At 59.0% G+C, this 23,749-nt stretch carries 23 protein-coding genes and 5 tRNA genes; 15 read left to right on the plus strand and 13 right to left on the minus strand.

Annotated features, from left to right (window positions below; genetic code table 11):
- Positions 1–79 precede the first annotated feature (79 nt).
- The 3 genes from PH558_RS14720 to recJ are packed head-to-tail and all read left to right on the plus strand — an operon-like array spanning position 80 to position 4,537.
- Complete coding sequence (locus PH558_RS14720) at positions 80–1,300, plus strand: LL-diaminopimelate aminotransferase (protein WP_285205091.1); 1,221 nt, start codon at positions 80–82, stop codon at positions 1,298–1,300.
- A 57-nt stretch (positions 1,301–1,357) separates the two neighbouring features.
- A complete protein-coding gene (locus PH558_RS14725; protein WP_075852477.1) occupies positions 1,358–2,677 on the plus strand; it encodes a homoserine dehydrogenase in 1,320 nt (439 codons plus the stop codon).
- Between the two features lie 54 nt (positions 2,678–2,731).
- Positions 2,732–4,537 carry a single-stranded-DNA-specific exonuclease RecJ gene (gene recJ, locus PH558_RS14730; protein ID WP_483314158.1) on the plus strand — a complete coding sequence of 602 codons (1,806 nt, stop codon included), beginning with the start codon at positions 2,732–2,734 and terminating at the stop codon, positions 4,535–4,537.
- A 74-nt stretch (positions 4,538–4,611) separates the two neighbouring features.
- Here the strand turns inward: recJ and PH558_RS14735 are convergent.
- The 5 genes from PH558_RS14735 to PH558_RS14755 all read right to left on the minus strand — a co-directional run bounded on the left by PH558_RS14735 (position 4,612) and on the right by PH558_RS14755 (position 6,770).
- Positions 4,612–4,686 (minus strand) — tRNA-Glu (locus PH558_RS14735).
- Positions 4,687–4,814: 128 nt separating this feature from the next.
- Positions 4,815–4,889, minus strand: a tRNA-Glu gene (locus PH558_RS14740).
- Between the two features lie 186 nt (positions 4,890–5,075).
- Positions 5,076–5,150 (minus strand) — tRNA-Glu (locus PH558_RS14745).
- Between the two features lie 173 nt (positions 5,151–5,323).
- Positions 5,324–6,121: a hypothetical protein gene (locus PH558_RS14750; protein ID WP_285205092.1), complete on the minus strand. Its 798-nt coding sequence runs from the start codon at positions 6,119–6,121 to the stop codon at positions 5,324–5,326.
- A 208-nt stretch (positions 6,122–6,329) separates the two neighbouring features.
- Positions 6,330–6,770 (minus strand): VOC family protein, encoded by a 441-nt coding sequence (locus PH558_RS14755; RefSeq protein ID WP_069612062.1) that lies wholly within the window; start codon positions 6,768–6,770, stop codon positions 6,330–6,332.
- Between the two features lie 197 nt (positions 6,771–6,967).
- Between PH558_RS14755 and PH558_RS14760 the strand changes: the two genes are divergently transcribed.
- The 5 genes from PH558_RS14760 (at position 6,968) to PH558_RS14780 (ending at position 8,934) form a co-directional block, all read left to right on the plus strand.
- The gene (locus PH558_RS14760) at positions 6,968–7,546 is read left to right on the plus strand and encodes a cold-shock protein (protein ID WP_015339721.1); all 579 of its coding nucleotides are present in this window, start codon (positions 6,968–6,970) and stop codon (positions 7,544–7,546) included.
- Position 7,547: 1 nt separating this feature from the next.
- Positions 7,548–8,060, plus strand: a complete 513-nt coding sequence (locus tag PH558_RS14765) for a DUF192 domain-containing protein (protein WP_285205093.1) — start codon at positions 7,548–7,550, stop codon at positions 8,058–8,060.
- A gap of 144 nt (positions 8,061–8,204) precedes the next feature.
- Positions 8,205–8,281, plus strand: a tRNA-Pro gene (locus PH558_RS14770).
- A gap of 179 nt (positions 8,282–8,460) precedes the next feature.
- The gene (locus PH558_RS14775) at positions 8,461–8,766 is read left to right on the plus strand and encodes an ETC complex I subunit (RefSeq protein ID WP_069612065.1); all 306 of its coding nucleotides are present in this window, start codon (positions 8,461–8,463) and stop codon (positions 8,764–8,766) included.
- Between the two features lie 91 nt (positions 8,767–8,857).
- A tRNA-Arg gene (locus PH558_RS14780) sits at positions 8,858–8,934 on the plus strand.
- A gap of 98 nt (positions 8,935–9,032) precedes the next feature.
- On the opposite strand, the gene PH558_RS14785 is transcribed toward PH558_RS14780, so the two are convergent.
- From PH558_RS14785 to PH558_RS14805, 5 genes are all read right to left on the minus strand, one after another.
- Positions 9,033–9,194, minus strand: coding sequence for a hypothetical protein (locus tag PH558_RS14785; RefSeq protein WP_285205094.1), 162 nt, complete (start codon positions 9,192–9,194; stop codon positions 9,033–9,035).
- A 242-nt stretch (positions 9,195–9,436) separates the two neighbouring features.
- Positions 9,437–10,210 (minus strand): amino acid ABC transporter ATP-binding protein, encoded by a 774-nt coding sequence (locus PH558_RS14790; protein WP_095434785.1) that lies wholly within the window; start codon positions 10,208–10,210, stop codon positions 9,437–9,439.
- A gap of 18 nt (positions 10,211–10,228) precedes the next feature.
- The gene (locus tag PH558_RS14795) at positions 10,229–11,383 is read right to left on the minus strand and encodes an amino acid ABC transporter permease (RefSeq protein WP_095434786.1); all 1,155 of its coding nucleotides are present in this window, start codon (positions 11,381–11,383) and stop codon (positions 10,229–10,231) included.
- A gap of 1 nt (position 11,384) precedes the next feature.
- Positions 11,385–12,578, minus strand: coding sequence for an amino acid ABC transporter permease (locus PH558_RS14800; RefSeq protein WP_095434787.1), 1,194 nt, complete (start codon positions 12,576–12,578; stop codon positions 11,385–11,387).
- Between the two features lie 94 nt (positions 12,579–12,672).
- On the minus strand, positions 12,673–13,698 hold the full coding sequence (locus PH558_RS14805; protein WP_095434788.1) for an amino acid ABC transporter substrate-binding protein: 1,026 nt from the start codon (positions 13,696–13,698) through the stop codon (positions 12,673–12,675).
- Between the two features lie 372 nt (positions 13,699–14,070).
- On the opposite strand from PH558_RS14805, the gene PH558_RS14810 reads away from it, so the two are divergent.
- Positions 14,071–15,261, plus strand: coding sequence for a cystathionine beta-lyase (locus tag PH558_RS14810; protein ID WP_113409214.1), 1,191 nt, complete (start codon positions 14,071–14,073; stop codon positions 15,259–15,261).
- Here the strand turns inward: PH558_RS14810 and PH558_RS14815 are convergent, their stop codons facing one another.
- On the minus strand, positions 15,262–16,425 hold the full coding sequence (locus tag PH558_RS14815) for an FAD-dependent monooxygenase (protein ID WP_285205095.1): 1,164 nt from the start codon (positions 16,423–16,425) through the stop codon (positions 15,262–15,264).
- 28 nt (positions 16,426–16,453) lie between these two features.
- On the minus strand, positions 16,454–16,699 hold the full coding sequence (locus PH558_RS14820) for a zinc-finger domain-containing protein (protein ID WP_069612293.1): 246 nt from the start codon (positions 16,697–16,699) through the stop codon (positions 16,454–16,456).
- Positions 16,700–16,900: 201 nt separating this feature from the next.
- Between PH558_RS14820 and PH558_RS14825 the strand changes: the two genes are divergently transcribed.
- Positions 16,901–17,686: an alpha/beta fold hydrolase gene (locus PH558_RS14825; RefSeq protein WP_285205096.1), complete on the plus strand. Its 786-nt coding sequence runs from the start codon at positions 16,901–16,903 to the stop codon at positions 17,684–17,686.
- 1 nt (position 17,687) lies between these two features.
- Here PH558_RS14825 and PH558_RS14830 read toward each other — a convergent pair whose 3' ends face one another.
- Positions 17,688–18,488 carry an enoyl-CoA hydratase-related protein gene (locus PH558_RS14830; protein ID WP_113409211.1) on the minus strand — a complete coding sequence of 267 codons (801 nt, stop codon included), beginning with the start codon at positions 18,486–18,488 and terminating at the stop codon, positions 17,688–17,690.
- Between the two features lie 76 nt (positions 18,489–18,564).
- Between PH558_RS14830 and cysE the strand changes: the two genes are divergently transcribed.
- The 5 genes from cysE (at position 18,565) to clpA (ending at position 23,672) form a co-directional block, all read left to right on the plus strand.
- Positions 18,565–19,428 (plus strand): serine O-acetyltransferase, encoded by an 864-nt coding sequence (gene cysE / locus PH558_RS14835; protein WP_113409210.1) that lies wholly within the window; start codon positions 18,565–18,567, stop codon positions 19,426–19,428.
- A gap of 124 nt (positions 19,429–19,552) precedes the next feature.
- Positions 19,553–19,756, plus strand: coding sequence for a DUF3126 family protein (locus PH558_RS14840; protein ID WP_015339784.1), 204 nt, complete (start codon positions 19,553–19,555; stop codon positions 19,754–19,756).
- A gap of 352 nt (positions 19,757–20,108) precedes the next feature.
- Positions 20,109–20,474, plus strand: a complete 366-nt coding sequence (locus PH558_RS14845; RefSeq protein WP_095434795.1) for a phasin family protein — start codon at positions 20,109–20,111, stop codon at positions 20,472–20,474.
- 299 nt (positions 20,475–20,773) lie between these two features.
- Positions 20,774–21,127, plus strand: coding sequence for an ATP-dependent Clp protease adapter ClpS (gene clpS / locus PH558_RS14850; RefSeq protein ID WP_095434796.1), 354 nt, complete (start codon positions 20,774–20,776; stop codon positions 21,125–21,127).
- A 10-nt stretch (positions 21,128–21,137) separates the two neighbouring features.
- On the plus strand, positions 21,138–23,672 hold the full coding sequence (gene clpA / locus PH558_RS14855) for an ATP-dependent Clp protease ATP-binding subunit ClpA (RefSeq protein WP_113409209.1): 2,535 nt from the start codon (positions 21,138–21,140) through the stop codon (positions 23,670–23,672).
- Positions 23,673–23,749 lie beyond the last annotated feature (77 nt).

The raw sequence follows: 23,749 nt of genomic DNA on the forward strand, positions 1-23,749 counted from the left end.
CCAAGTTCGTATCGCGGCTGGCCGGGAGATCAACGAACTTCAGCGCGGTTTTGAGGGCCGCTGTCCCATGGGGAAAGAAATGGAAGAGTTTCATAAAGTCCGGCGTTTGCCGCCCTACGTTTTCGAACAGGTCAACCGTTTGAAAGCGAGCGCGCGAGCGGGCGGGGCGGACATTATCGACCTCGGCATGGGCAATCCAGATCTTCCGACCCCCAAGGCGATCGTCGACAAGCTGTGCGAAGTGGTCCAGGACCCGCGCACGCATCGCTATTCCTCCTCCAAAGGCATTCCGGGCCTGCGTCGTGCCCAGGCCGCCTATTATGCGCGTCGATTCGGCGTGAAGCTCAATCCCGATACGCAGGTGGTCGCCACCCTCGGCTCCAAGGAAGGCTTTGCGAATATGGCGCAGGCGATCACGGCGCCCGGCGACGTGATCCTCTGCCCGAACCCGACCTATCCGATCCATGCCTTCGGCTTCCTGATGGCAGGTGGTGTGATCCGCTCGATCCCGGTCGAACCGGATGACAGCTTCTTCCCGCCGCTGGAACGGGCCGTGCGCCATTCGATCCCGAAGCCGCTGGCGCTCATCCTGAACTATCCGTCGAACCCGACGGCCTACGTCGCGACGGTGGATTTCTATAAGGAAGTCGTCGCTTTCGCGAAGAAGCACGACATCATCGTGCTTTCGGATCTGGCCTATTCGGAAATCTACTTCGACGACGCGCCGCCGCCGTCGGTGCTGGAGGTTCCGGGCGCCATCGACGTGACGGTCGAATTCACCTCGATGTCGAAGACCTTCTCCATGCCCGGCTGGCGCATGGGCTTTGCCGTCGGCAACGAGCGGCTGATTGCGGCGCTGACGCGCGTTAAGTCCTACCTCGATTACGGCGCCTTCACGCCAATCCAGGTGGCGGCGACCCACGCCCTCAACGGTGACGGCTCCGACATCGCCGAAGTGCGCAACATCTATAAGCGCCGCCGCGACGTTCTGGTCGACAGCTTCGGCAAAGCCGGCTTCGATGTGCCGCCGCCGGCCGCCACCATGTTTGCCTGGGCGAAGATCCCGGAAAAGTTCCGTCATCTCGGCTCGCTGGAGTTCTCCAAGCTTCTGGTCGAGAAGGCGGACATCGCGGTTGCTCCGGGCATCGGCTTCGGCGAACAGGGCGACGATTATGTCCGCATCGCGCTTGTTGAAAACGAACACCGCATCCGTCAGGCGGCGCGCAATCTGAAGCGCTTCCTCTCCACCGCGGACGAGACGATGCATAATGTTATTTCGCTGAACGCTCACCGTTCATAATATCGCGCGGCAGCCGTTCCCGCGGCTGCCGTTCCCAATACTGATCAGGAATTTTCCATGGCAGATGCCCTCAAAATCGGCATTGCGGGCTTGGGCACGGTTGGTGCCTCGCTCGTCCGCATCATCCAGAGCCGCGCTAACGAGCTTGCCGTCACCTGCGGCCGTCCCGTCAAGATCGTCGCCGTCACGGCGCGCGATCGCACGCGGGATCGCGGCATCGATCTGACAGGCATCGAATGGTTCGGCGGCCCTGTCGATCTGGCGCAGAAGGCCGATATCGACGTTTTCGTCGAGCTGATCGGCGGTTCCGAAGGCGCGGCCAACGCAGCGGTGCGCGCAGCGCTTGCACGCGGCCTGCATGTCGTCACCGCCAACAAGGCGCTGCTCGCCTATCACGGTGTCGAGCTTGCGCAGATCGCCGAAGAGAAGGGCGTCCTGCTCAACTTCGAAGCGGCCGTTGCCGGCGGCATTCCGGTCATCAAGGCCCTGCGCGAATCGCTGACGGGCAATACGATTTCTCGCGTCTATGGCATCATGAACGGCACCTGCAATTACATCCTGACTCGGATGGAGAAGGAGGGCCTGTCCTTTGCCGATTGCCTGAAGGAAGCGCAGCGCCTCGGCTATGCCGAAGCCGATCCGGCTTTCGATATCGAGGGCAACGATACGGCTCATAAGCTTGCCATCCTGACGACGCTTGCCTTCGGCAATCGCATCGCGGCCGACGACATCTATCTTGAAGGCATCACCAACGTCTCCATCGAGGATATCCGCGCCGCTGCCGATCTTGGCTATCGCATCAAGCTGCTCGGTGTTGCCCAGCGCACCGAGAGCGGTATCGAGCAGCGCGTGCATCCGACCATGGTGCCGCTCGATTCGGTCATCGCCCAGGTCGACGGCGTCACCAATGCCGTGGCGATCGAATCCGATATTCTCGGCGAATTGCTGATGGTCGGCCCCGGTGCCGGCGGCAACGCAACGGCGTCTTCCGTCCTCGGCGACATCGCCGATATCGCCAAGAGCCGTCCGGGCGAACAGCGCGTGCCGGTGCTCGGTCATCCAGCCAAGGCGCTGGAGCCCTATCGCAAGGCGCAAATGCAGAGCCATGAGGGCGGCTATTTCATCCGCCTCACCGTTCTCGACCGCACCGGCGTCTTCGCCAGCGTCGCGACCCGCATGGCGGAAAACCATATTTCGCTCGAATCGATTGTGCAGCGCTCGAAGCAGCATCTCGCGCCATCCGATCACCAGACGATCATCCTCGTTACCCATGCGACGACGGAGGATTCGGTGCGCAAGGCGGTTGCCTCGATCAAGAACGAGGGCTATCTCGTGGGCGAGCCACAGGTCATCCGCATCGAGCGGCCGAAAGAATAGTCTGACCAGCAGCGGCGTGCCTCAAAGGGACGCCGCTCTGAAATTCCGGGAGAGATGGTGGAGCAACCGGTCGATCCAGTTCAGCGGGCATTTCTGGGTGTCGAGCGCTCGGTATCAGGCAATCGCTGGGTATCCAGGCTCGATCAGGCCGGCCAGAACAGGGCGCTCGCCATTGCGCAGACGCATGGGCTGCCGGAGCTGATTGCCCGCGTGCTTGCAGGGCGCGGCGTCGGGCAGGACGAAGCCATGGCTTTCCTCGACCCGACGATCCGCGGCCTGATGCCGGACCCGCATTTGCTGACCGATTGCGAGAAGGCAGCGCAGCGCCTCCTGCACGCCATCAGGAAGGGCGAGACAGTCGCGATCTTCGGCGACTATGATGTCGACGGCGCGGCCTCCTCGGCGTTGCTCTATCGCTTCCTCACCCATTTCGGCGTTCCCGCCAGCATCTATATTCCCGATCGCATCTTCGAAGGTTACGGGCCTAATCCTACCGCCATCAATCAGCTGATCGACAATGGCGCGACGCTGATCGTGACCGTCGATTGCGGCTCCACCAGCTTCGAATCGCTTGATGCGGCAAAGGCGCGCAATATCGACGTCGTCGTCATAGATCACCACCAGGTGGCGCACGAGCTGCCGCATTGTCATGCCTTGGTCAATCCGAACCGTGAGGATGATCTTTCGGGGCAGGGGCATCTCTGTGCCGCTGGCGTGGTCTTCATGGTTCTGGTCGCGGCGTTGCGGCTGCTGCGGGAGGTCGGTGATTCCCGTGTGCGTTCGATCGACCTGCTTGCCTGGCTCGATATCGTTGCGCTCGCGACCGTCTGCGATGTCGTGCCGCTGAAGGGCCTCAACCGCGCCTATGTCGTTAAGGGGCTCATCGCTGCCCGCCATCAGGGCAATCTTGGGCTCGCAGCGCTGTTTCGCAAGGCCGGTCTCAATGGTCCCGTCACGCCCTATCATTTCGGCTTCCTGATCGGTCCGCGCATTAATGCCGGCGGCCGCATCGGCGATGCAGCCCTTGGCGCACGCCTGCTGACGCTGGCCGATGGCGGCGAAGCCGACACGATCGCCGCGAAGCTGGATGAGCTCAATCGTGAGCGGCAGGCCATGGAAGCCGCCATGCTGCAGGAGGCCGAGGCCGAGGCCCTGGCGGAATATGGCAATGGCGACGGAGCCTCCGTCATCGTTACAGCACGCGAGAACTGGCATCCGGGAATCGTCGGCCTCATTGCATCGCGTCTCAAGGACAAATTCCGCCGGCCGGCCTTCGCCATTGCCTTCGATCCGATGGGCAAGGGCACAGGCTCCGGCCGCTCTATCAATGGCTTCGACATGGGCCGCATGGTGCGTGCCGCCGTCGATGCCGGTCTGCTGGTCAAAGGCGGCGGCCATGCCATGGCAGCCGGCCTGACTGTGGAGAGAAGCAACCTCGGAAAGCTGCGGGCTTTCTTCACGGAGAAGGCGGAGAAGCAGGTAGCCGGACTCGTTGCCAACGAAACGCTGAAGATCGACGGTGCGCTCGGCGCAAGCGGCGCGACCGTGGAATTGATCGACAGGCTCGAGACCGCCGGTCCCTATGGTTCGGGCCATCCACAGCCCGTCTTCGCGCTTCCGAGCCATCGCCTGCGCGATTCCCGCCTTGTCGGCCAGTCGCACATCAAGATCACGCTGGAGGCGCAAGATGGCGGCCGGGTGGATGGCATTGCCTTCCGCGCGGCGGAGACGCCCTTGGGCGATCTGCTGATGTCATCGCGCGGCGCACAGATCCATGTCGCCGGCACGCTCGGCGCCGACCACTGGCAGGGTAGCCGTCGTGTGCAGCTGCGCGTTACAGATGCGGCGAAAGCTCCGTAACGCAGATCACGCCAGACACGCGTCTGCACAATAGCGTTTAGCGAGCAAAAACATCAATTTAAGAGGAAGAACAGTGGCACGCCCTAGGGGAGTCGAACCCCTCTTTACAGAATGAAAATCTGTCGTCCTAACCGATAGACGAAGGGCGCGTGCTGTGGCGCCCTTATAGTCAGCACCTTTCATTACCGCAAGCGGAAAAACGAGAAAAATCGCAGAAAAATCGATGACTAAGCGAAGATTTTTCGAGGTGCTTGTGGAAAACTTCGGGACACGCTTTTGGTACGCCCTAGGGGAGTCGAACCCCTCTTTACAGAATGAGAATCTGTCGTCCTAACCGATAGACGAAGGGCGCATGCTGCAAGACCGAAAACGTGTCGCGATCTTTCAGATTCGCTTTTCGCGCTTTCGGTTTTTGATTATTCGCATGTCGTCATCGCAAAACCGCTGCACACTTTTGCGCGACATGCTACAGATAGGAATAGCCCATTTGGTCCGCAAGCGGTAGCTTAAATGAATCGACTATGGGGAAGAACAACAGTGGCACGCCCTAGGGGAGTCGAACCCCTCTTTACAGAATGAAAATCTGTCGTCCTAACCGATAGACGAAGGGCGCGTTCAGCTGTTGTGTGGCGCGCTTATAGCGGGGTGATTTCATTCCCGCAAGCGGCAATTTTGCATTTTTGTGGAAAAAATGACAGATGGGTGAAACTGCCGCCGGTGCTGAATAAGTGAGACTTAACAGGCTCTTGCCGGCGATATCGAAGATTCCCTGGAAACGCGGGCTTTTTATTGCCTATTTGCATCCGGCACGGGCTGCACCAGCAGCTTGCCGTTCTGCGGCTGGTTCTTCGATGCGATGAACTGCGCCAGAGCGGCAGCCTGTCTGCCGTTCAATTCGTGGACATTCGGATTCGGCGTTGCCGCAACGCCCGACGCGGTCACCTGGGCAATCGGCTGCGGCGAACCCGAAGCCTGCGAGGTTGCATTGCGAATGATGGGTGGTGGCAGCATGTCGGCCGATGTGCGGCCGTTCGGCACGGCGGCGGAGTCCATCGTCTGCGGCGCCGCCGTCTGCATAGTCGCTGGTGGCGCGCTGTAAACGCTGCGCATCATCGGCGTGATCGCCTGGCCGCCATCAGCTTGGGTTTTGGCAAGCGTCCCGTCCGGATTGACGGCGATCGGCGGTGGAGCGGAGAAGATGCTGCTTCTGTTCGCGTTGACGGCCGTCGGCTGCGTGACCAGGCCACCGATGCCGGTCTGCCCATCCGCAGTCGAGGCTGCCGCAGGCGCTGGATAGAGGGCCTGGTTCTGCTGGGCGACGATCTGCTGACGTGTGCCATTGACGCTGTGGACCATCGGATCGCGATAGGCGACATCGGCCTTGCGGCGCCGGACATCGGCCTTGTTGTTCATATCGGCTGCCAGCTGTTCTGCCACGGTCAATGGCACGACAGGGGCAGCTTGCGAAGTCTCGATCGGCTTTTTGGCTGTGGTCGCGCAGCCGGCAATCATCACAAATGAGGCAAGAACGGCAATTGTGCTTGCTAGCTTCTTCCTGCCGTATAAAATCTGTTGATCGCACATAGGACGTTCCCTGCAAAATGGTTTGCATCGGAATGGCCTCCTGTGAGGGACGACGAACGATACCGCGCGCGCCGACTGGGAACGATGACCGCGCGATATCCGATGCATGATGCTTCGAGTCGTCCAAGCATGCCGGAGGATGGGCATGGGCGGCAAGCGCGAAACGGATGGCTCCGCGCGTGCCGTAAGCCTCGCGAAAGCTTGGATCCTACCAGGAGCCGGTGTTCGCCATGGAAGCCCAGGGCTCGGCCGAAGGAAGATTGGCGCCCTTCTGCAGGATCTCGATGGAAATGCCGTCCGGAGAACGCACGAAAGCCATGTGACCATCGCGGGGCGGGCGGTTGATCGTGATGCCGTTGTCCATCAGCTTTTGGCAGGTCGCGTAGATATCGTCGACCTCATAGGCGAGGTGACCGAAATTGCGTCCTCCGCTATATTCTTCCGGATCCCAGTTATAGGTCAGTTCCAGGCTGGGAGCACCGTTGCTGCGGGATGATTCGGCATCCTCGTCGGCCGCAAGGAAAACGAGCGTATAGCGGCCTTTCTCGTTTTCGTAGCGGCGGGTTTCGGTAAGCCCGAATAGGGTGCTATAAAAATGCAACGAGGCGTCGAGATCGGTGACGCGGACCATCGTATGGAGATAACGCATTCTATTTCCTCTCTTAATGTCGAGCTGGTCGGATCTTTGATCGGGGCACCAGCTTCGCGCAAGTCTTGGAGCAATAATCTTAGGGTGGGAATAAACGAAAACTAGGACTTGCGCTTTTCCGTTACCAAGATGTTAATCTTGATATCAGGGAATCAGTTAACCGTAACAGTGTGACGCGTAATCGAGGGCTGACTAGGATGGGTGACAGAATTTCATCGAAGGGAGTTGTCGACTTCGAGGAGATGTCCGGCGATACCGTCGAGCTCATCGAAATCTCAGGCGTCGTGAAGTGGTTCGATGTCGCTAAGGGATTCGGGTTCATCGTGCCTGACAATGGCATGCAGGATGTGCTTCTGCATGTGACGTGTCTGCGCCGTGACGGTTATCAGACGATTCTCGAAGGAACCCGTATCGTCGCGCTGATCCAGCGCCGGGAGCGCGGTTATCAGGCTTTCAAGATCCTCTCCATGGATCAATCGACGGCCGTGCATCCCTCGCAGATGCCGCCTGTTCGCACGCATGTCCAGGTGACGGCGACGAGTGGCCTGGAGCGCGCGCTGGTCAAGTGGTTCAACCGCACCAAGGGCTTCGGCTTTCTGACGCGCGGCGAGGGCACCGAGGATATCTTCGTGCATATGGAAACGCTGCGTCGCTTCGGCCTGGCCGAGCTGCGGCCGGGGCAGGTGGTTCTTGTCCGCTTCGGACCGGGTGAAAAAGGCCTGATGGCGGCGGAAATCCATCCGGATGCGCCGAGCCCGGTCACGCGGCCACATTGACATGAACAAAGCCGGATTTCTTGGAATTTCGAAAAGCGCCATTTTGGCGCTTTTTCTCGTTGGGGCCATCGCTCCATCGTCTTTCGCGGCACAGAGCGCAGGGCAACAGTCGATGGCTTTCGATTCGGAACCGCTTTCGATCGCATCGCCCAAGGGCCAGACGCATAAATTCACCGTGGAACTGGCCTTGACGCCGCCACAGCTCGAATTGGGCCTCATGTATCGCGACAACATGCCGGCCGATCACGGCATGCTGTTTGATTTCGGCACGCCGCGGCCCGTCATGATGTGGATGAAGAACACCAAGTTGCCGCTCGACATGCTGTTTCTGGATCAGAAGGGTGTCGTCACTCATATCCAGGAAAACGCCGTGCCCTATTCTGAAGCGATCATCAGCTCTGGCGGGCCGGTTGCCTATGTCATTGAGCTGAACGCCGGCATTGTTCGCAAACTCGGGCTTGCTGTTGGCGATACGGTGACGAGCGCCACCATTTCGGCAAAGCTCGGCAAGTAAATTTCATCGGGGATGATGGGCGGCCGAGATTTTATCTGTTGCAGCGGGCAGATGAACCGTGTATCTCCCCACTCGTTCCGCAGGATAAGCGTTCGGCGGTACGCAAAATCAGTTCATGATCACATTTTGATCATGCTGACGGTACGGAGTGTAGCGCAGTCTGGTAGCGCATCTGGTTTGGGACCAGAGGGTCGGGAGTTCGAATCTCTCCACTCCGACCATTTAAAATCCCTTCATTGAAGTCATTGAATTCGTCTTGGTTACGGCTGCCTTTTCGCTTGAAAACAAAGGGATTCGCGGCTAAGCAAAAGTCGTGTTCGCGTGGCCTGCAAGGGACCGCGCCAAGGCAAGAGAAGCAAGAAGGCGGATCATTCCCGCTTGATTCGGAGGCGCTGCAGCAATGCCTGCCAAGATTTATCGTCCTGCAAAAACCGCCATGCAATCCGGCAAGGCCAAAACCAATATCTGGGTTCTGGAGTTCGATCAGGAAATGCCGCGCAAGATCGATCCGATCATGGGCTATACGTCGTCTGGCGATATGCGCCAGCAGCTCAAGCTGACGTTCGAGACGCAGGAGCAGGCGGAAGACTACGCCAAGCGCAACGGCATCGACTACCGCGTCATCCCGCCGAAGGATCCCATCCGGCAGACGGTGTCCTATTCCGACAACTTCCGCTTCAATCGTATCCAGCCCTGGACTCACTGAAGCCAGGCACTTATTGAACACCGCCCATTGAGTTTGGTGTCGGTTTCAGGCATGTGTTGCCCGCCGCACCAAAGGTGCGGCCAGGCCCTACGGCCCCTTAGCTCAGCTGGATAGAGCACTTGCCTTCTAAGCATGTGGTCGCAGGTTCGAATCCTGCAGGGGTCGCCATTTTCCCGATTGTCCATACCGAAGACATAGGTAACAGAGCTTACCTAAGACATAGGTAACACCTTTGGGCCGAAAGGCTTTGTTCTGGCTGTTCGCATTCAGTTCGCCACCGTCGGCCAGCCGCCGGCAGCTTTTGGCCTTGTAGTGTCGACCGTCATCTGGATAAGGTCATAGCCGTACATTGCTCCGGCCAGCTTGATGACGATGATGGCGACGCTCAAGAGAGCTAATCCGCCGATGATCCTGTCGCTTTTTTTCACGGCCCGCTTCCCCCGACGTCTCGTGAATTCCGCGTTATTAGCGGCGACAAGGAATATATCTCGTTTTTTGCGAAGCGCTACAGCGCTTGTTCGCGCTGCCAATTGCCAGGCGGCAATCAGGCGGAGACAGCTCGCGATATCCTCTGCGTAACGCCGATGGCGATCGCTGAAATCGGCCTATGAAAAACCCGCCGGCTGCGGTGCAGCGGCGGGTCTTGTTCATTCAATCAATCGATCCCGTATCAGTGCAGGATCTGGCTGAGGAACAGCTTGGTGCGCTCATGCTGCGGGTTGTCGAAGAATTCCTTCGGCGAATTCTGTTCGACGATCTGGCCCTGGTCCATGAAGATGACGCGGTTGGCGACCTGGCGGGCGAAGCCCATTTCGTGCGTCACGCACAACATGGTCATGCCTTCTTCGGCAAGGCCGACCATCGTGTCGAGCACTTCCTTGATCATTTCCGGATCGAGCGCAGACGTCGGCTCATCGAACAGCATGATCTTCGGGTTCATGCAGAGCGAACGAGCGATTGCCACGCGCTGCTGCTGACCGCCGGAAAGCTGGCCGGGATATTTCTTGGCTTGTTCCGGGATCTTGACGCGCTTGAGGAAGTGCATGGCGATTTCTTCCGCCTGCTTCTTCGGCATCTTGCGCACCCAGATCGGCGCCAGCGTGCAGTTTTCCAGAATGGTCAGGTGCGGGAAGAGGTTGAAGTGCTGGAACACCATGCCGACCTCGCGGCGCACCTCGTCGATCTTCTTCAGATCGTTGGTGAGTTCGACCCCGTCGACGATGATCTGGCCCTTCTGGTGTTCTTCCAGGCGGTTGATGCAGCGGATCATCGTCGATTTGCCCGAGCCGGATGGACCGGCAATGACGATGCGCTCGCCGCGCATGACCTTCAGGTTGATATCGCGCAGCACGTGGAAGTCGCCATACCACTTGTTCATGTTGATCATGTCGACCGCGACCTCGGTCTCGGAGACGGTCATTTTCTTCGATTGGGCTTCAGCCATTTTATATTTCCCTCAATTTTATCGCTTGTGGCCGGTGTCGAGATGGCGTTCCACGAAACCTGAATAGCGCGACATGCCAAAGCAGAACAGCCAAAAAACGAATCCGGCGAATACAAGACCCGTTACCGGCGTCACAGCGCTTGCCCAAGTCGCATCCGAAAAGTTCTGACGAACGATACCGAGCAGGTCGAACATGCCGATGATCGCAACCAGCGACGTGTCCTTGAACATGCCGATATAGGTGTTGACGATGCCGGGAATGACCAGCTTGATCGCCTGCGGCAGGATGATCAGCCGCATCTTCTGCCAGTAGCCGAGGCCGAGCGAGTCGGCGCCCTCGAACTGCCCCTTCGGTATCGCCTGCAGGCCGCCGCGGATGACTTCGGCCATATAGGCAGAGGTGAAGATCGCGACGCCGACGACGGCACGCAGCAGTTTATCGACAGTCCAGCCCTGCGGCATGAACAGCGGCAGCATATAGCTCGCCATGAACAGCACGGTGATCAACGGTACGCCGCGGATGATTTCGATGAAGGTCACGCACAGTATGCGCAAGACCGGCATCTTGGAACGGCGGCCGAGTGCAAGCACGATGCCGAACGGGAACGAGACTGCGATGGCGACGAAAGCGATCACCAGCGTTACCAGCAGGCCTCCCCAGCGTTCCGTTTCCACCGTCTCAAGGCCGAAGCCTCCGTGGAGCAGGAAGAACGAAACAACTGGCAGTACGAAGAATGCCAGGATTGCGTTCAATCCCTTTCGGGGAACCGACGGTATCAGCAACGGAGCGAAGCTGGCGATCATCAGGATGCAGACGAGGATGGGCCGCCAGCGCTCGTCCGGCGGATAAAGGCCGAACATGAAGATGGCGAATTTTGCGCGGACAAAGGCCCAGCATGCGGCGTTCCAGCCATCCGGCTGCGTACCGCCTTGAACAGTGGTAGCGCAGAAGGTGCGGTCGGTCCCGCTCCAGACTGCATTTAGGAACAGCCAGTCGATCAGGTGCGGGATCACCCAGGCAAGGAAGGTGATGGCAAGCACGGTGAGGACAATGTCCTTGGGCGTGGCAAACAGGTTCTTTTTCAACCAGTGCCACGCGCCTCTTTCACTGGCGGGTGCCGGCTGCGCCGTGAGAAGCGCCTTGCTGACGAAGTGTTGATCTACGCTCGACATCCTATCTCTCCACCAGGGCCATCTTGGCGTTGAACCAGTTCATGAACAGCGATGTCACGATGCTCAAAGCGAGATAGATGATCATCCAGATGATGACGACTTCGACGGCCCGGCCGGACTGATTGAGGATCACGCCGCCGACGGCGACGAGATCGGCATAGCCGATGGCGATGGCAAGCGACGAGTTCTTGATCAGATTGAGATACTGGCTCGTCAGCGGCGGAATGATGATGCGCATTGCCTGCGGTATGACGATCAGCCGGTTGATCGCCGACGCCCGAAGGCCAAGTGCGCCTGCTGCTTCCGATTGACCCTTCGGCACGCCACGAATGCCGGCACGTACGATCTCGGCAATGTAGGATGCGGTATAAAGGGACAGCGCAAGCAGAAGCGCAAGGAACTCCGGACCTATGACCGTGCCGCCCGTCAGGTTGAATTTGCCGGCAATGGGATAGTCGAAGGAAAGCGGCATGCCCGTTACCAGGAAGACCAGCAACGGCAGGCCGATGAGGATGCCGATCGATACCCAGATCGTATGGAATTGCTGACCGGTTGCCGCCTGACGCCTGTGCGCCCAGCGCGCCACGAAAAATACGACGGCTATGGCGATGAGAAAGGCGATACCGACGGCCCACATGCCCGCGCCGAAGATCGGGCTCGGAAAGGCGAGGCCGCGATTGCTGAGATAGCTGAAGAAGGGCAGGTGCACGGCATCGCGCGCCTGCGGCAGCAGCACCAGAACACCGCTATACCAGAAGAAGATGACGAGCAGAGGCGGGATGTTGCGGAAGATTTCGACATAGGCCTGGGAAAGTTTTGCAATCAGCCAATTATGCGAAAGCCTGCCGATGCCAATGAGGAAGCCGACGATGGTCGCGGCGACGATGCCGACCACCGAAATCAGGAGTGTGTTCAGCACGCCGACGAGAAGGGCGGTGGCATTGGTCGAATCGCTGGAGTAGGGAATCAGCGCTTGCCCCAGGTTGAAGCCAGCGCGTCCTTCCAGAAAGCCGAAGCCGAATGAGCGGTTCAATGCGCGCAGATTGTCGATGGTGTTCGTGACGACAAACCAGCAAAGTCCCGCGAGAATGATGATAGTGAGCGCCTGATAGAAGGCACCCCGAACTTTGGGGTCGTATAGCGCCGCCGATAGTGCCGAGCGCCCGCCTTCAGGCGAGTTTACAGTAATTGCCATATAGAATTTTTCCCCAATGTGCCTGTTTCAGGCTTGTTTTCTTGAGGGGAGAGAGGCGAAGCCGCCTCTCTCTTAAAGCTAGGCTCTTTGCGACTTAGCGCACCGGCGGTGCGTACTGAATGCCGCCCTTGCTCCACAGAGCATTGAGACCCCGAGCGATCTTCAGCGGGCTGCCTGCGCCGATGTTGCGGTCGAAGACTTCGCCGTAATTGCCGACGCCCTTGATGATGTTATAGGCCCAGTCGTTGGTCAGGCCGAGGTCGGTGCCGATCGTAGAACCCTGTTCTGCGCCGAGGAAGCGCTTGATGTCCGGATTGGCCGAGTTCTTCATCTCGTCGACGTTCTTCTGGGTGATGCCGAATTCTTCGGCGTTCACGAGCGCGTAGGCCGTCCAGCTGACGATGTTGAACCACTGATCGTCACCCTGGCGAACGGCCGGGCCGAGCGGCTCCTTGGAGATGATTTCGGGCAGAACGACGTTGTCGTCCGGGTTCTTCAGCGTCAGGCGCAGTGCATAGAGACCAGACTGGTCGGTGGTGTAGACATCGCAACGGCCGGAATCATAGGCCGTGTTGACTTCTTCGAGCTTGTCGAAGACGACCGGATTGTATTGCAGGTTGTTGGTCTTGAAATAGTCTGCCAGGTTCAGCTCGGTCGTCGTGCCGGACTGGACGCAAACTGCCGCGCCGGAAAGTTCGAGCGCCGATTTTACGTTCAGCTCCTTGCGAACCATGAAGCCCTGGCCGTCATAATAGGTGACCGGACGGAATTTTAGGCCGAGTGCGGTGTCGCGGTTGATGGTCCAGGTGGTGTTACGGGAAAGCACGTCGATTTCGCCGGACTGCAGCGCGGTGAAGCGGTCCTTGGCGCTGAGAGGCGTGTACTTCACCTTGGTCGGATCGCCGAAGACAGCTGAAGCGACAGCCTTGCAGAAGTCGATGTCGAAACCGGCCCAGTTACCGGATGCGTCCGGCTGTGCAAAGCCGAGAAGGCCGGTATTCACGCCGCACTGGACGAAGCCCTTGGCCTTTACGTCGCTCAGCGTCGAAGCCGAAGCGCCGGACGCGGTGTAAGCCAAGGCTGCGACTCCGAGGAATGCGGAGAGAGCAATCTTTTTCATTTTCCCTACCTTTGTCTATTTGTTTTATAGTTAAACTGTATCGCGTCCGAAGCAGGTTCCTGGAGAACCGTGTTCCTTCCCTTTCTCGGTGCGAGTGGCGCTATCACAGTCGCAAATGGTGTAGCGGTCAAGAGATCGCCCCAATTATTGCGGTTTTATTCGGCATTTTTGCTTCTCGGGGGCGAAAAATGGGCATTTGGCGCCAAAATGAGCGGCATTTTGCCAAAAATCTGCGCGAAAACTGGGTTTTGGCCGTCATTTTTGTTATTTTAGCCTTCTAATAATGTATGGCGTTGGAATGATCGGGGTTGACCCCACTGGACTTGGCCGCCACAAATCCAGCTTCCAACAGCGCCAAAGGCATATCCTGACATGAAAGACAAAGACACAAACCTGCCGAACGCCGGCATCAACACGCGCTTGTCCCATATCGGCAATTCGCCGTTCGACTATCACGGCTTCGTCAATCCACCTGTCGTGCGTGCCTCGACGGTGCTGTTTCCCAATGCGCGCGTGATGGAGACGCATGACCAGAAATATACCTACGGCACACGGGGCACGCCCACGACGGATGCGCTATGCGAAGCAATGAACGCGCTAGAAGGTTCGGCGGGAACGATCATCGTACCCTCCGGGCTTGCTGCGGTCACCGTGCCGCTTCTCGCCTATCTCTCCGCAGGCGATCACGCGCTGATCGTTGATTCGGTTTACGGCCCCACGCGCTTCTTCTGCGATACCATGCTGAAGCGCCTCGGCGTCGAGGTCGATTATTACGATCCGTCGGTTGGTGCCGGTATCGAGCGGTTGATCAAGCCGAACACCAAGCTGGTCCATACGGAATCGCCGGGGTCAAACACCTTCGAAGTGCAGGATATCCCCGCAATCTCGGCGGCGGCTCATCGTCACGGCTGCGTCGTGACCATGGACAATACCTGGGCAACGCCGCTCTATTTCAAGCCGCTCGACCATGGCGTCGACGTTTCCATTCATGCGGTGACGAAATACCCCGCCGGTCACTCCGACATTTTGATGGGCACGGTTTCCGCCAACGAGACGCATTGGAAGCGGTTGCTGGACGCTCACGGTCAGCTCGGCCTTTGTGGGGCGCCCGACGACGCTTATCAGGTGCTGCGCGGCTTGCGTACCATGGGCGTACGCCTGGATCGGCATCAGGAAAGCGCGCTTGCTATCGCCCGGTGGCTCGAAGATAGGGAGGAGGTCGCTCGCGTCTTGCATCCGGCCTTGCCGAGTTTCCCCAGCCACGAACTCTGGAAGCGCGACTTCAAGGGCGCGAGCGGGATTTTCTCCTTCGTTCTGGCCGTCGACGATCCCCAGAAATTCAAGGCGAAGGCGCATGCCTTCCTCGATGCCTTGCGAATTTTCGCTCTCGGCTATTCCTGGGGCGGTTTTGAAAGTCTGGCCCTGCACGTCAACCTCAACGACCGTCGCGTCACCAAGGTCCCGACGGAGGGGCCGGTCATTCGCCTGCAGGTTGGTCTCGAAGACGTGCCGGATCTCAAGGCGGACATCGAAAAGGGCTTTGCCGCCGCCAAAGAGGTTTGATCAACCGATGGCGCGGTAGCCGTAGATCCAGTCCATGTCCGCCGCGAGGCTTTGCGGCGGGCGGAGGGAGAGAACGAGGTCGCGCGCGATCCGGATCGGGCCGCGGGCATGATAGGCGAACTGATTGAAGGCGGCGCGTTGCCTCAGGCGCGCAATCCGTGGCGCGCGATGCTTTTCATAGAGTTCGAAGGCTTCCGCCGGCGAGCGGCCCGAAAGCATGCCGGCAAGCTCGAAGGCGTCCTCGATCGCCATGGCGGCGCCTTGCGCCGCAAACGGCATCATCGCATGCGCAGCGTCTCCGATCAGGATCGTATCGCGACCATTATGCCACCGGCCGTCCTTCATCTCGTAGAGCGGCCAGAAGCTTGTCTGCTCCTGAGCCTCCAGCATTTGCAGGATCGCACCGTTCCAGCCGGAAAAGCCGCGCAGCATCTGCTCGCGCTGCGCCTTGCTGCCAGTCGCATCCCAATCGCGGCTTGTGCTGCTGCCGGAGACGATGGCGACGATATTGAAGGCGGCATTTTCCCGGATGGGATAGCAGACGAGGTGGCTGGAAGGACCGAGGAATGCCGTGACGTTCGCCTTGTCCAGCAGGGGCGGGGCCGCCGCCTGCGGAATGGAGAAGCGCCAGGCAATATTCCCGGAGAAGAGCGGCGAGGGCGCATTGGGCACCATCGCATGCACTTTCGACCACACGCCGTCTGCGCCGATGACGAGATCGAATCCCCTTCCGGCGCTCTCTTCCAGTGTCTGCTTGTCCTTGATATCGATGTGCCGGCCGAGGTGCAGCCTGCATAAGTCATTGGCCGTTACCGCATTGAGGAGCGCCTTTTGCAGGGTCGCGCGATGCGCGGCACCATAGGGGGCACCCCATCGCTCTCGGGCAAATTTTCCACAGGGAATGGAGGCGACCGGCCGCAGCGACGAGCCAGATACGAGTCGGACTTCCTCGGGCTCCAGCCAAACCGGTCTGAGCGCGTCGAGCACGCCGAGCGTATCGAGGATGCGGGAGGCATTCGGCGAAATCTGCAGGCCCGCACCGACTTCGGTCAGCACCTCTGCCTGTTCGAAAATGTCGGAGGCAATCCCGTGTCTCGCCAGCGCCAGAGCCGCCGTCAATCCGGCTATTCCGGCGCCGATGATTGCGGCTGCTTTGATCGGCATTTTCTATGTCCGATCGGATGCTATGGCGTCAGGCCGCCTTGAAATGGAAGACGCAGCCGGCCGGATTCGTCTGATCCGCCTTCAGCGAAGGATTGTAGCGGAAGAGCGTCGAGCAGTAGGAGCAGACCTTTTCGCTCTCGTCGCCGAGGTCGATGAAGATGTGCGGATGATCATAGGGAACCGAAGCGCCAGTGCACATGAATTCCTTCACGCCGATTTCGATGACGCGATGTCCGCCGTCGTTCTGGAAATGGGGAATATTGTGGCCGGCCATGATGATCTCCGAATGCGTCTTGCCTTAAGCGGCATGATGGTTGCGCCAGACTTGGTCGCCCCTCTTTATAATCCTTCTTCCCGATTGTGTAGTGCGAAAGTCCGGCTTGAGGCAGAGATTTTCGCAGGCATAGGGTTCATTTGATATCGCCGATAAAATATGGTCCGGCGCCAACAGGACCCAGTTTGTGAAGACGACGCCATGAATCTCAATGCTCCCTCGATGTCCCATTTTATCAGAGACGGATTGAAGCTTGCCTTTTTCGATGACGGCGATCCGAGCGGCCCGCCAGTGCTGCTGATTCACGGCTTCGCTTCCACGGCGATTGCCAACTGGGTCAATCCGGGCTGGCTGAAGACGCTCGGCGAGGCGGGCTATCGCGTGATCGCCATCGACAACCGTGGCCACGGCTCGAGCGACAAGCTCTATGATGCCGATGTCTACCATCCGTGGATCATGGCAGAGGATGCCGTCGCCCTTCTCGATCATCTGGGCATCTCCGAGGCGCATGTCATGGGCTATTCCATGGGTGCGCGTGTTTCGACCTTCATGGCGATCGCTCATCCGGATCGCGTCCGCTCTCTGGTTCTCGGCGGTCTTGGCATCGGCATGGTCGAGGGCGTCGGCGATTGGGATCCGATTGCGGATGCGCTGGTGGCGCCGTCGCTCGATGATGTCACCCATGCACGCGGGCGCATGTTCCGGGCCTTTGCCGAACAGACGAAAAGCGATCGGCAGGCGCTGGCCGCCTGCATCCAGGGCTCACGCGATCTGGCGTCGAGAGAGGATGTGGCAAGGATCGAGACGCCGACCCTGATCGCCGTCGGCACCAAGGACGATATCGCCGGCTCGGGCCAGGAGCTGGCCGCATTGATGCCGAATGCCGAGGCCATCGACATTCCGAACCGCGATCACATGCTCGCCGTCGGCGACAAGATCTTCAAAGCGGCGGTTCTCGAATTCTATCAGCGCCTTGGTCAGCGCTAAGTCACTTGCCGGTGAAGTGTGGTTTTCGCCGCTCTGCAAAGGCAGCGCGGCCCTCTGCATAATCGGCGCTGTCGAATGTCTCCGCGCCGATCACTTCCGCTTCGCGCAGCAGGTCGCCGTTCTGCTCGATGACGGCGCGGATGGCGAGTTTCGAGGCATGCAGCGCGATCGGTGCATTGGCGGCGATGGCATGGGCGAGGGCGGAGACTTCGCCATCGAATGCCTCCGAGTCGATTTCCTCCAGAAGAAAGCCAGCGGCAACCAGCTTCTCGCCAGACATGGGTGCGCCGGTAAACAGCGTGACCTTGGCCATCTGCGCTCCGAGCGCGTTGACGATGTCCTGCACGGCGTCGGCGGGATAGGCGACGCCGAGGCGGACGGCGGGCATGCAGAATCGCGCGCCCCGTTCGGCTATTCGAAGATCGCAAGCCGCCGCCAAGCCGAAGCCACCGCCATAGCAAATGCCGCGGATTGCGGCGATTGTCGGCACGCGGCAGTGACGGATAGCCTCGAAAGCCTGGCTGTTCAGCGCCTCATAGGCGACCGCGGTCTCGGAATTCTTGCGCACGCTGTCGAATTCGCTGATATCGGCGCCGGCCGAAAAATCCGCGCCCGCGCCGCGCAAAACAATCACATGCGCATGGGCTTCGTCGGTCAAAATGCGCACGGCCTGCGGGATGGCGCGCCACATGGCAGCCGTTAGGGCATTCTTTCGGTCTGGGTTGCCGATGGCAATCGTACCGATCGCGTCGCTGCATGTAGCGCGAATGAGACCGCTGGCAAAGTCATGCTCGAAATTCATGCGCGATCAACCCATTTGTCTTGTCTGGCTTTTATTCTATATAATGTACCCCTGACAGAAAATCGGGAGACCGCCAATGGTCGCAGCAACGGATATTCGCCAGGTAGAAGGCTTGGGCGCAGTGAAGGTCATGGACCCGATCTGGGACAGCATGCGCGAGGAAGCACGTGCCGCTGCCGAAAAGGACCCGCTCCTTGCCGCCTTCCTCTATTCGACGATCATCAATCACCGTTCGCTGGAAGAATGCGTCATCTATCGCATCTGCGAGCGGCTCGACCATCCGGACATGCAGGCCATTCTCCTGCGCCAGACCTTTGAAGAAATGCTGGTCGACTGGCCGGAATGGGGATCGATTCTGCGCGTCGATATCCAGGCCGTCTATGATCGCGATCCCGCGTGCCTGCGGTTCCTGGAGCCCGTGCTCTACTTCAAGGGCTTCCATGCGCTGCAGACGCACCGGCTTGCGCATTGGCTCCATAATCGCGGCCGCCGCGATTTCGCGCTCTATCTGCAGAGCCGCTCCTCCAGCGTTTTCCAGACTGACATCAATCCGGCGGCGCGCATCGGCAAGGGCATCTTCCTCGATCACGCGACCGGCCTTGTCGTGGGCGAAACGGCTGTGATCGGCGATAACGTCTCGATCCTGCACGGGGTCACGCTCGGCGGCACCGGCAAGGAAGGCAGCGACCGCCATCCGAAGATCGCCCACGGCGTCCTGATCGGTGCGGGGGCCAAGATCCTCGGCAATATCCAGGTCGGCCATTGCTCGCGCATTGCCGCCGGCTCCGTGGTGCTGAAGGAGGTGCCCGCCAAGACGACCGTTGCCGGTGTTCCGGCCAAGGTGGTCGGAGAAGCAGGGTGTTCCGAGCCCTCTCGTTCGATGGATCAGCTGCTCGCCGAGCAATTGATCGTTGACCAGATCATGGGTGCAGGAATCTAGGAAATTCCAGTCCGATTTTCCGAGGCTTGCGCTGCCGTTGGATAGCTATGCGCGGGTCCGGTCTTTACACCGCCGCTTTTCCTATGCAAGAAGCGGCCAACAGAGATCCTCACGGAGAAGCATTGTGAAGCCTGAAGAAATCAAGAAGCTCGACGCCTATTTCAAGCGCACGTTCAATCCGCAGGTCGTGGTGAAAGCCCGCCCGCGCAAGAACGATTCTGCGGAAGTCTATCTCGGCGAAGAGTTTCTGGGTGTCGTCTATATCGACGACGAAGATGGCGACCGCTCCTATAATTTCTCGATGGCCATTCTGGACGTCGATCTCTGATTATATCAATCTCTTATAGTGATCGAATATTCGGGCCGTATTTCATTGAAATACGGCCTTTTTCTTTGACGTTTGCCAATTTGATCATTCCGCCGCCGTTCTGATCGCTTGCGGCTTCTTTCTGACCAAATGCCAATATTTTAATCAAAGCCTGTGGTTGCAGGCCCGATGATATATATTAGGAAAAACAGAATGATGGGGCGCACCCATTATTCTCGACCCCGCGCTGTCATTCAAAATGCAACCGAAAGGGGATATTGCGATGCACAAGACTACTTGACTAATTGTGCGTCGCATTTAACCTTTATCCCTGTAAACCGGCCGCCGGCCGGCCAACAAGGGACGGAGAAGCATGTTCAATTTCGATGAAGCGAACAAGAAGGGCAAGGAAGCCATGGACACGGCGCTGAAGAGCTATTCCGATGTCACCAAGGGCTTTCAGGCAATTGCTGCCGAAGCTGCTGAATACTCCAAGAAGTCTTTCCAGGATGGTGTTGCACACTTCGAAACGCTCGCCGGCGTCAAGAGCTTCGAAGCTGCCTTCGAACTGCAGAGCAGCTATGTGAAGTCTTCCTACGAAAACTTCATTGCCGAAGCCACCAAGCTCGGCGAAATGTATGCCGATCTCGCTAAGACTGCCTACAAGCCTTACGAAGCGCCGGTCGCGGCTGCGACGAAGGCCGCCAGCAAGGCAACGGCAACGGCGACTGCCGCTTAAACTTTCGCCGAAAGGCAAAATTTCCGGAAGGACCGGCTGCGCGATGCGTGGCCGGTCTTTTGCGTTTTGGCGAGCCGAACCGGACGTGGCGATATGCAGCGACTTTTTTGACCGCAGCCCTCTTTGTCAGCGAATTGTGATTGCAGTGTCCAGCAAGGGGCTTAAAATCACGCCAATATGAACTAAGTTAGAGGTTCGGATATCCGGCCCGACCAAGTGAAGAAACCAACCCAGTGCCCAACCCCAGTGCCAAGTCGGAATGCGATAGCTTCTGCCGGATGATTTGAGGAATGAATGAAATGATCGCTGAGCCGATCCGGATGCAAAACGATAGCGAAAGGAACGGGGACAACGGAAATCGCGGGACCTCGGTGATTACGCGCACCAAGCCCAAAACCAAGAAACCCAATCTATACCGCGTGCTGCTTCTGAATGATGACTATACGCCCATGGACTTTGTGATCCATATCCTGGAGCGTTTCTTTCAAAAGGATCTCGAAAGTGCCACCCGCATCATGCTTCATGTCCACAACCACGGCGTGGGCGAGTGCGGGATATATACATATGAAGTAGCCGAAACGAAGGTGAGCCAGGTGATGGACTTTGCCCGGCAGCACCAGCATCCGCTGCAATGTGTTATGGAAAAGAAGTGAGGATCTGAACGTGCCAACATTTTCGCCTAGTCTTGAGAAGGCGCTGCATCAGGCACTGACCTACGCGAACGAGCGGCATCACGAGTATGCCACGCTGGAACATCTGCTTTTGGCGCTGGTAGACGACGCCGATGCCGCAGCTGTCATGGGCGCGTGCAATGTTGATCTCGACGCGCTCCGTAAGACTCTGACTGAATACGTCGATAATGAACTCTCCAACCTGGTCACGGGTTACGATGAGGACTCGAAGCCGACTTCCGGCTTTCAGCGTGTCATCCAGCGTGCCGTGATCCATGTGCAATCTTCTGGCCGCGAGGAAGTGACGGGCGCCAATGTTCTCGTCGCGATTTTCGCGGAACGGGAAAGCCATGCGGCCTTCTTCCTGCAGGAGCAGGAAATGACCCGCTACGACGCGGTCAACTATATCTCTCACGGCATCGGCAAGCGCCCGGGTTCCTCCCAGACCCGCACGCCGCGCGGCGCCGAGGAAAGCGAATCCGAAAGCAAGCCGACCTCCCGCGGCGAGCAGGAGGAGGGCAATGGCAAGAAGCAGCAGGACGCGCTGAAGGCCTATTGCGTCAACCTCAACGAGAAGGCCAAGAACGGCAAGATCGATCCGTTGATCGGCCGTAACTCCGAGGTCAACCGCACCATCCAGGTGCTGTGCCGTCGCTCGAAGAACAATCCGCTCTATGTCGGCGACCCTGGTGTGGGCAAGACGGCGATTGCCGAAGGTCTTGCCAAGCGCATCGTCGAGGGCAAGGTTCCCGAAGCGCTGGCCGATGCCACGATCTTCTCGCTCGATATGGGCACGCTGCTGGCCGGCACGCGTTATCGCGGCGATTTCGAAGAGCGACTGAAGCAGGTCGTCAAGGAGCTCGAAGAGTATCCGGGCGCCGTGCTGTTCATCGACGAGATCCACACCGTCATCGGTGCAGGCGCCACCTCTGGCGGCGCCATGGATGCATCGAACCTGCTGAAGCCCGCCCTTTCCTCAGGCGCGATCCGTTGCATCGGTTCGACTACCTATAAGGAATACCGTCAATTCTTCGAGAAGGATCGGGCACTCGTCCGTCGCTTCCAGAAGATCGATGTCAACGAGCCGAGCATCGAGGATGCCATCGAAATCATGAAGGGCCTGAAGCCCTATTTCGAAGAGTATCACCACCTGCGCTACTCGAACGACGCCATCAAGACGGCTGTCGAGCTGTCGGCTCGCTATATCTCCGACCGCAAGCTGCCGGATAAGGCGATCGACGTGATCGACGAGACGGGTGCCGCCCAGATGCTGCTGCCGCCGTCCAAGCGCCGCAAGCTGATTACCGAAAAGGAGATCGAAGCGACGATTGCGACGATGGCCCGCATTCCGCCGAAAACGGTTTCCAAGGATGACGAGATGGTTCTCGCCAACCTCGAACAGGAACTGCGTTCGGTCGTCTACGGCCAGGATACGGCTATCGAAGCGCTTTCGACCTCGATCAAGCTGGCACGTGCCGGCCTGCGCGAACCGAACAAGCCGATCGGCTGCTACGTCTTCTCCGGCCCCACGGGCGTCGGCAAGACCGAAGTCGCCAAGCAGCTTGCCTCGTCGCTCGGCGTCGAACTACTGCGCTTCGACATGTCGGAATACATGGAGCGTCACACGGTTTCCCGTCTGCTCGGTGCACCTCCCGGCTATGTCGGCTTCGACCAGGGCGGTCTCCTGACCGACGGCGTCGATCAGCATCCGCACAGTGTGGTTCTGCTCGACGAAATCGAGAAGGCGCATCCGGATATCTTCAATATCCTGCTGCAGGTCATGGACCATGGCGCATTGACCGACCACAACGGCAAGAAGATCGACTTCCGCAACGTCATCCTGATCATGACGACCAACGCGGGCGCTTCGGAAATGGCCAAGGCCGCGATCGGCTTCGGCTCGTCCAAGCGTACGGGCGAGGATGAAGAGGCGCTCAACCGCCTGTTCACCCCGGAGTTCCGCAACCGTCTGGATGCTGTCATTCCCTTCGCGCCGCTGCCGACGACCGTTATCCACAAGGTCGTGCAGAAGTTCATCATGCAGCTGGAAGCGCAGCTTTCCGAACGGAACGTTACCTTCGACCTGCACGAGGACGCCATCGCATGGCTGTCCGAGAAGGGTTACGACGACAAGATGGGCGCTCGTCCGCTGGCGCGCGTCATCCAGGAAAACATCAAGAAGCCGCTGGCCAACGAAATCCTCTTCGGCAAGCTGAAGAAGGGCGGCGTCGTCAACGTCACCGTCGGCAAGAAGGAAGACGGCTCGACCGGCATCCTGCTCGAGGCGATCGCCGACACCGCTCCGATCCGGCCGAAGCCGGAAGCCGAAGTGGGCGATGTGCCGGCCGAAGTGGAAGAGGATGACGGCGATACCACCGTCAAGGCCAGAAGCCGCGTCGGCAAGGCTGCAACGGCAGCCGACAGCCGCCGCTCGGCCAAGGCCTCCACTTCGAGCGAAAGCGACGAGTCCGAAGGCAAGTCGCCGCGCAAGGGCGGTGGCACGGTTCCGAAGGTTCCGCGCAAGTAATCACCGATCGGTGATTTGAGAAAAATGAAACGGCTGCATTAGGGATAATGCAGCCGTTTTTATATGGTTATGAAGAA

Source organism: Rhizobium pantanalense (assembly GCF_030182525.1).
In the GTDB taxonomy this organism is placed as follows: domain Bacteria; phylum Pseudomonadota; class Alphaproteobacteria; order Rhizobiales; family Rhizobiaceae; genus Rhizobium.

Excerpts from the sequence above, each read along its gene's own strand:
- PH558_RS14725 (WP_075852477.1), top strand. The coding sequence starts at position 1,358 with ATGGCAGATGCCCTCAAAATCGGCATTGCGGGCTTGGGCACGGTTGGT.
- PH558_RS14800 (WP_095434787.1), bottom strand. The coding sequence starts at position 12,578 with ATGGCAATTACTGTAAACTCGCCTGAAGGCGGGCGCTCGGCACTATCG.
- cysE (WP_113409210.1), top strand. The coding sequence starts at position 18,565 with ATGGTCGCAGCAACGGATATTCGCCAGGTAGAAGGCTTGGGCGCAGTG.
- clpS (WP_095434796.1), top strand. The coding sequence starts at position 20,774 with ATGATCGCTGAGCCGATCCGGATGCAAAACGATAGCGAAAGGAACGGG.
- recJ (WP_483314158.1), top strand. The coding sequence starts at position 2,732 with ATGGTGGAGCAACCGGTCGATCCAGTTCAGCGGGCATTTCTGGGTGTC.
- PH558_RS14750 (WP_285205092.1), bottom strand. The coding sequence starts at position 6,121 with ATGTGCGATCAACAGATTTTATACGGCAGGAAGAAGCTAGCAAGCACA.
- PH558_RS14805 (WP_095434788.1), bottom strand. The coding sequence starts at position 13,698 with ATGAAAAAGATTGCTCTCTCCGCATTCCTCGGAGTCGCAGCCTTGGCT.
- PH558_RS14795 (WP_095434786.1), bottom strand. The coding sequence starts at position 11,383 with ATGTCGAGCGTAGATCAACACTTCGTCAGCAAGGCGCTTCTCACGGCG.
- PH558_RS14790 (WP_095434785.1), bottom strand. The coding sequence starts at position 10,210 with ATGGCTGAAGCCCAATCGAAGAAAATGACCGTCTCCGAGACCGAGGTC.
- PH558_RS14845 (WP_095434795.1), top strand. The coding sequence starts at position 20,109 with ATGTTCAATTTCGATGAAGCGAACAAGAAGGGCAAGGAAGCCATGGAC.
- PH558_RS14825 (WP_285205096.1), top strand. The coding sequence starts at position 16,901 with ATGAATCTCAATGCTCCCTCGATGTCCCATTTTATCAGAGACGGATTG.
- PH558_RS14755 (WP_069612062.1), bottom strand. The coding sequence starts at position 6,770 with ATGCGTTATCTCCATACGATGGTCCGCGTCACCGATCTCGACGCCTCG.
- PH558_RS14720 (WP_285205091.1), top strand. The coding sequence starts at position 80 with ATGGAAGAGTTTCATAAAGTCCGGCGTTTGCCGCCCTACGTTTTCGAA.
- PH558_RS14820 (WP_069612293.1), bottom strand. The coding sequence starts at position 16,699 with ATGGCCGGCCACAATATTCCCCATTTCCAGAACGACGGCGGACATCGC.
- PH558_RS14775 (WP_069612065.1), top strand. The coding sequence starts at position 8,461 with ATGCCTGCCAAGATTTATCGTCCTGCAAAAACCGCCATGCAATCCGGC.
- PH558_RS14810 (WP_113409214.1), top strand. The coding sequence starts at position 14,071 with ATGAAAGACAAAGACACAAACCTGCCGAACGCCGGCATCAACACGCGC.
- PH558_RS14830 (WP_113409211.1), bottom strand. The coding sequence starts at position 18,488 with ATGAATTTCGAGCATGACTTTGCCAGCGGTCTCATTCGCGCTACATGC.
- PH558_RS14760 (WP_015339721.1), top strand. The coding sequence starts at position 6,968 with ATGGGTGACAGAATTTCATCGAAGGGAGTTGTCGACTTCGAGGAGATG.
- PH558_RS14765 (WP_285205093.1), top strand. The coding sequence starts at position 7,548 with ATGAACAAAGCCGGATTTCTTGGAATTTCGAAAAGCGCCATTTTGGCG.
- PH558_RS14815 (WP_285205095.1), bottom strand. The coding sequence starts at position 16,425 with ATGCCGATCAAAGCAGCCGCAATCATCGGCGCCGGAATAGCCGGATTG.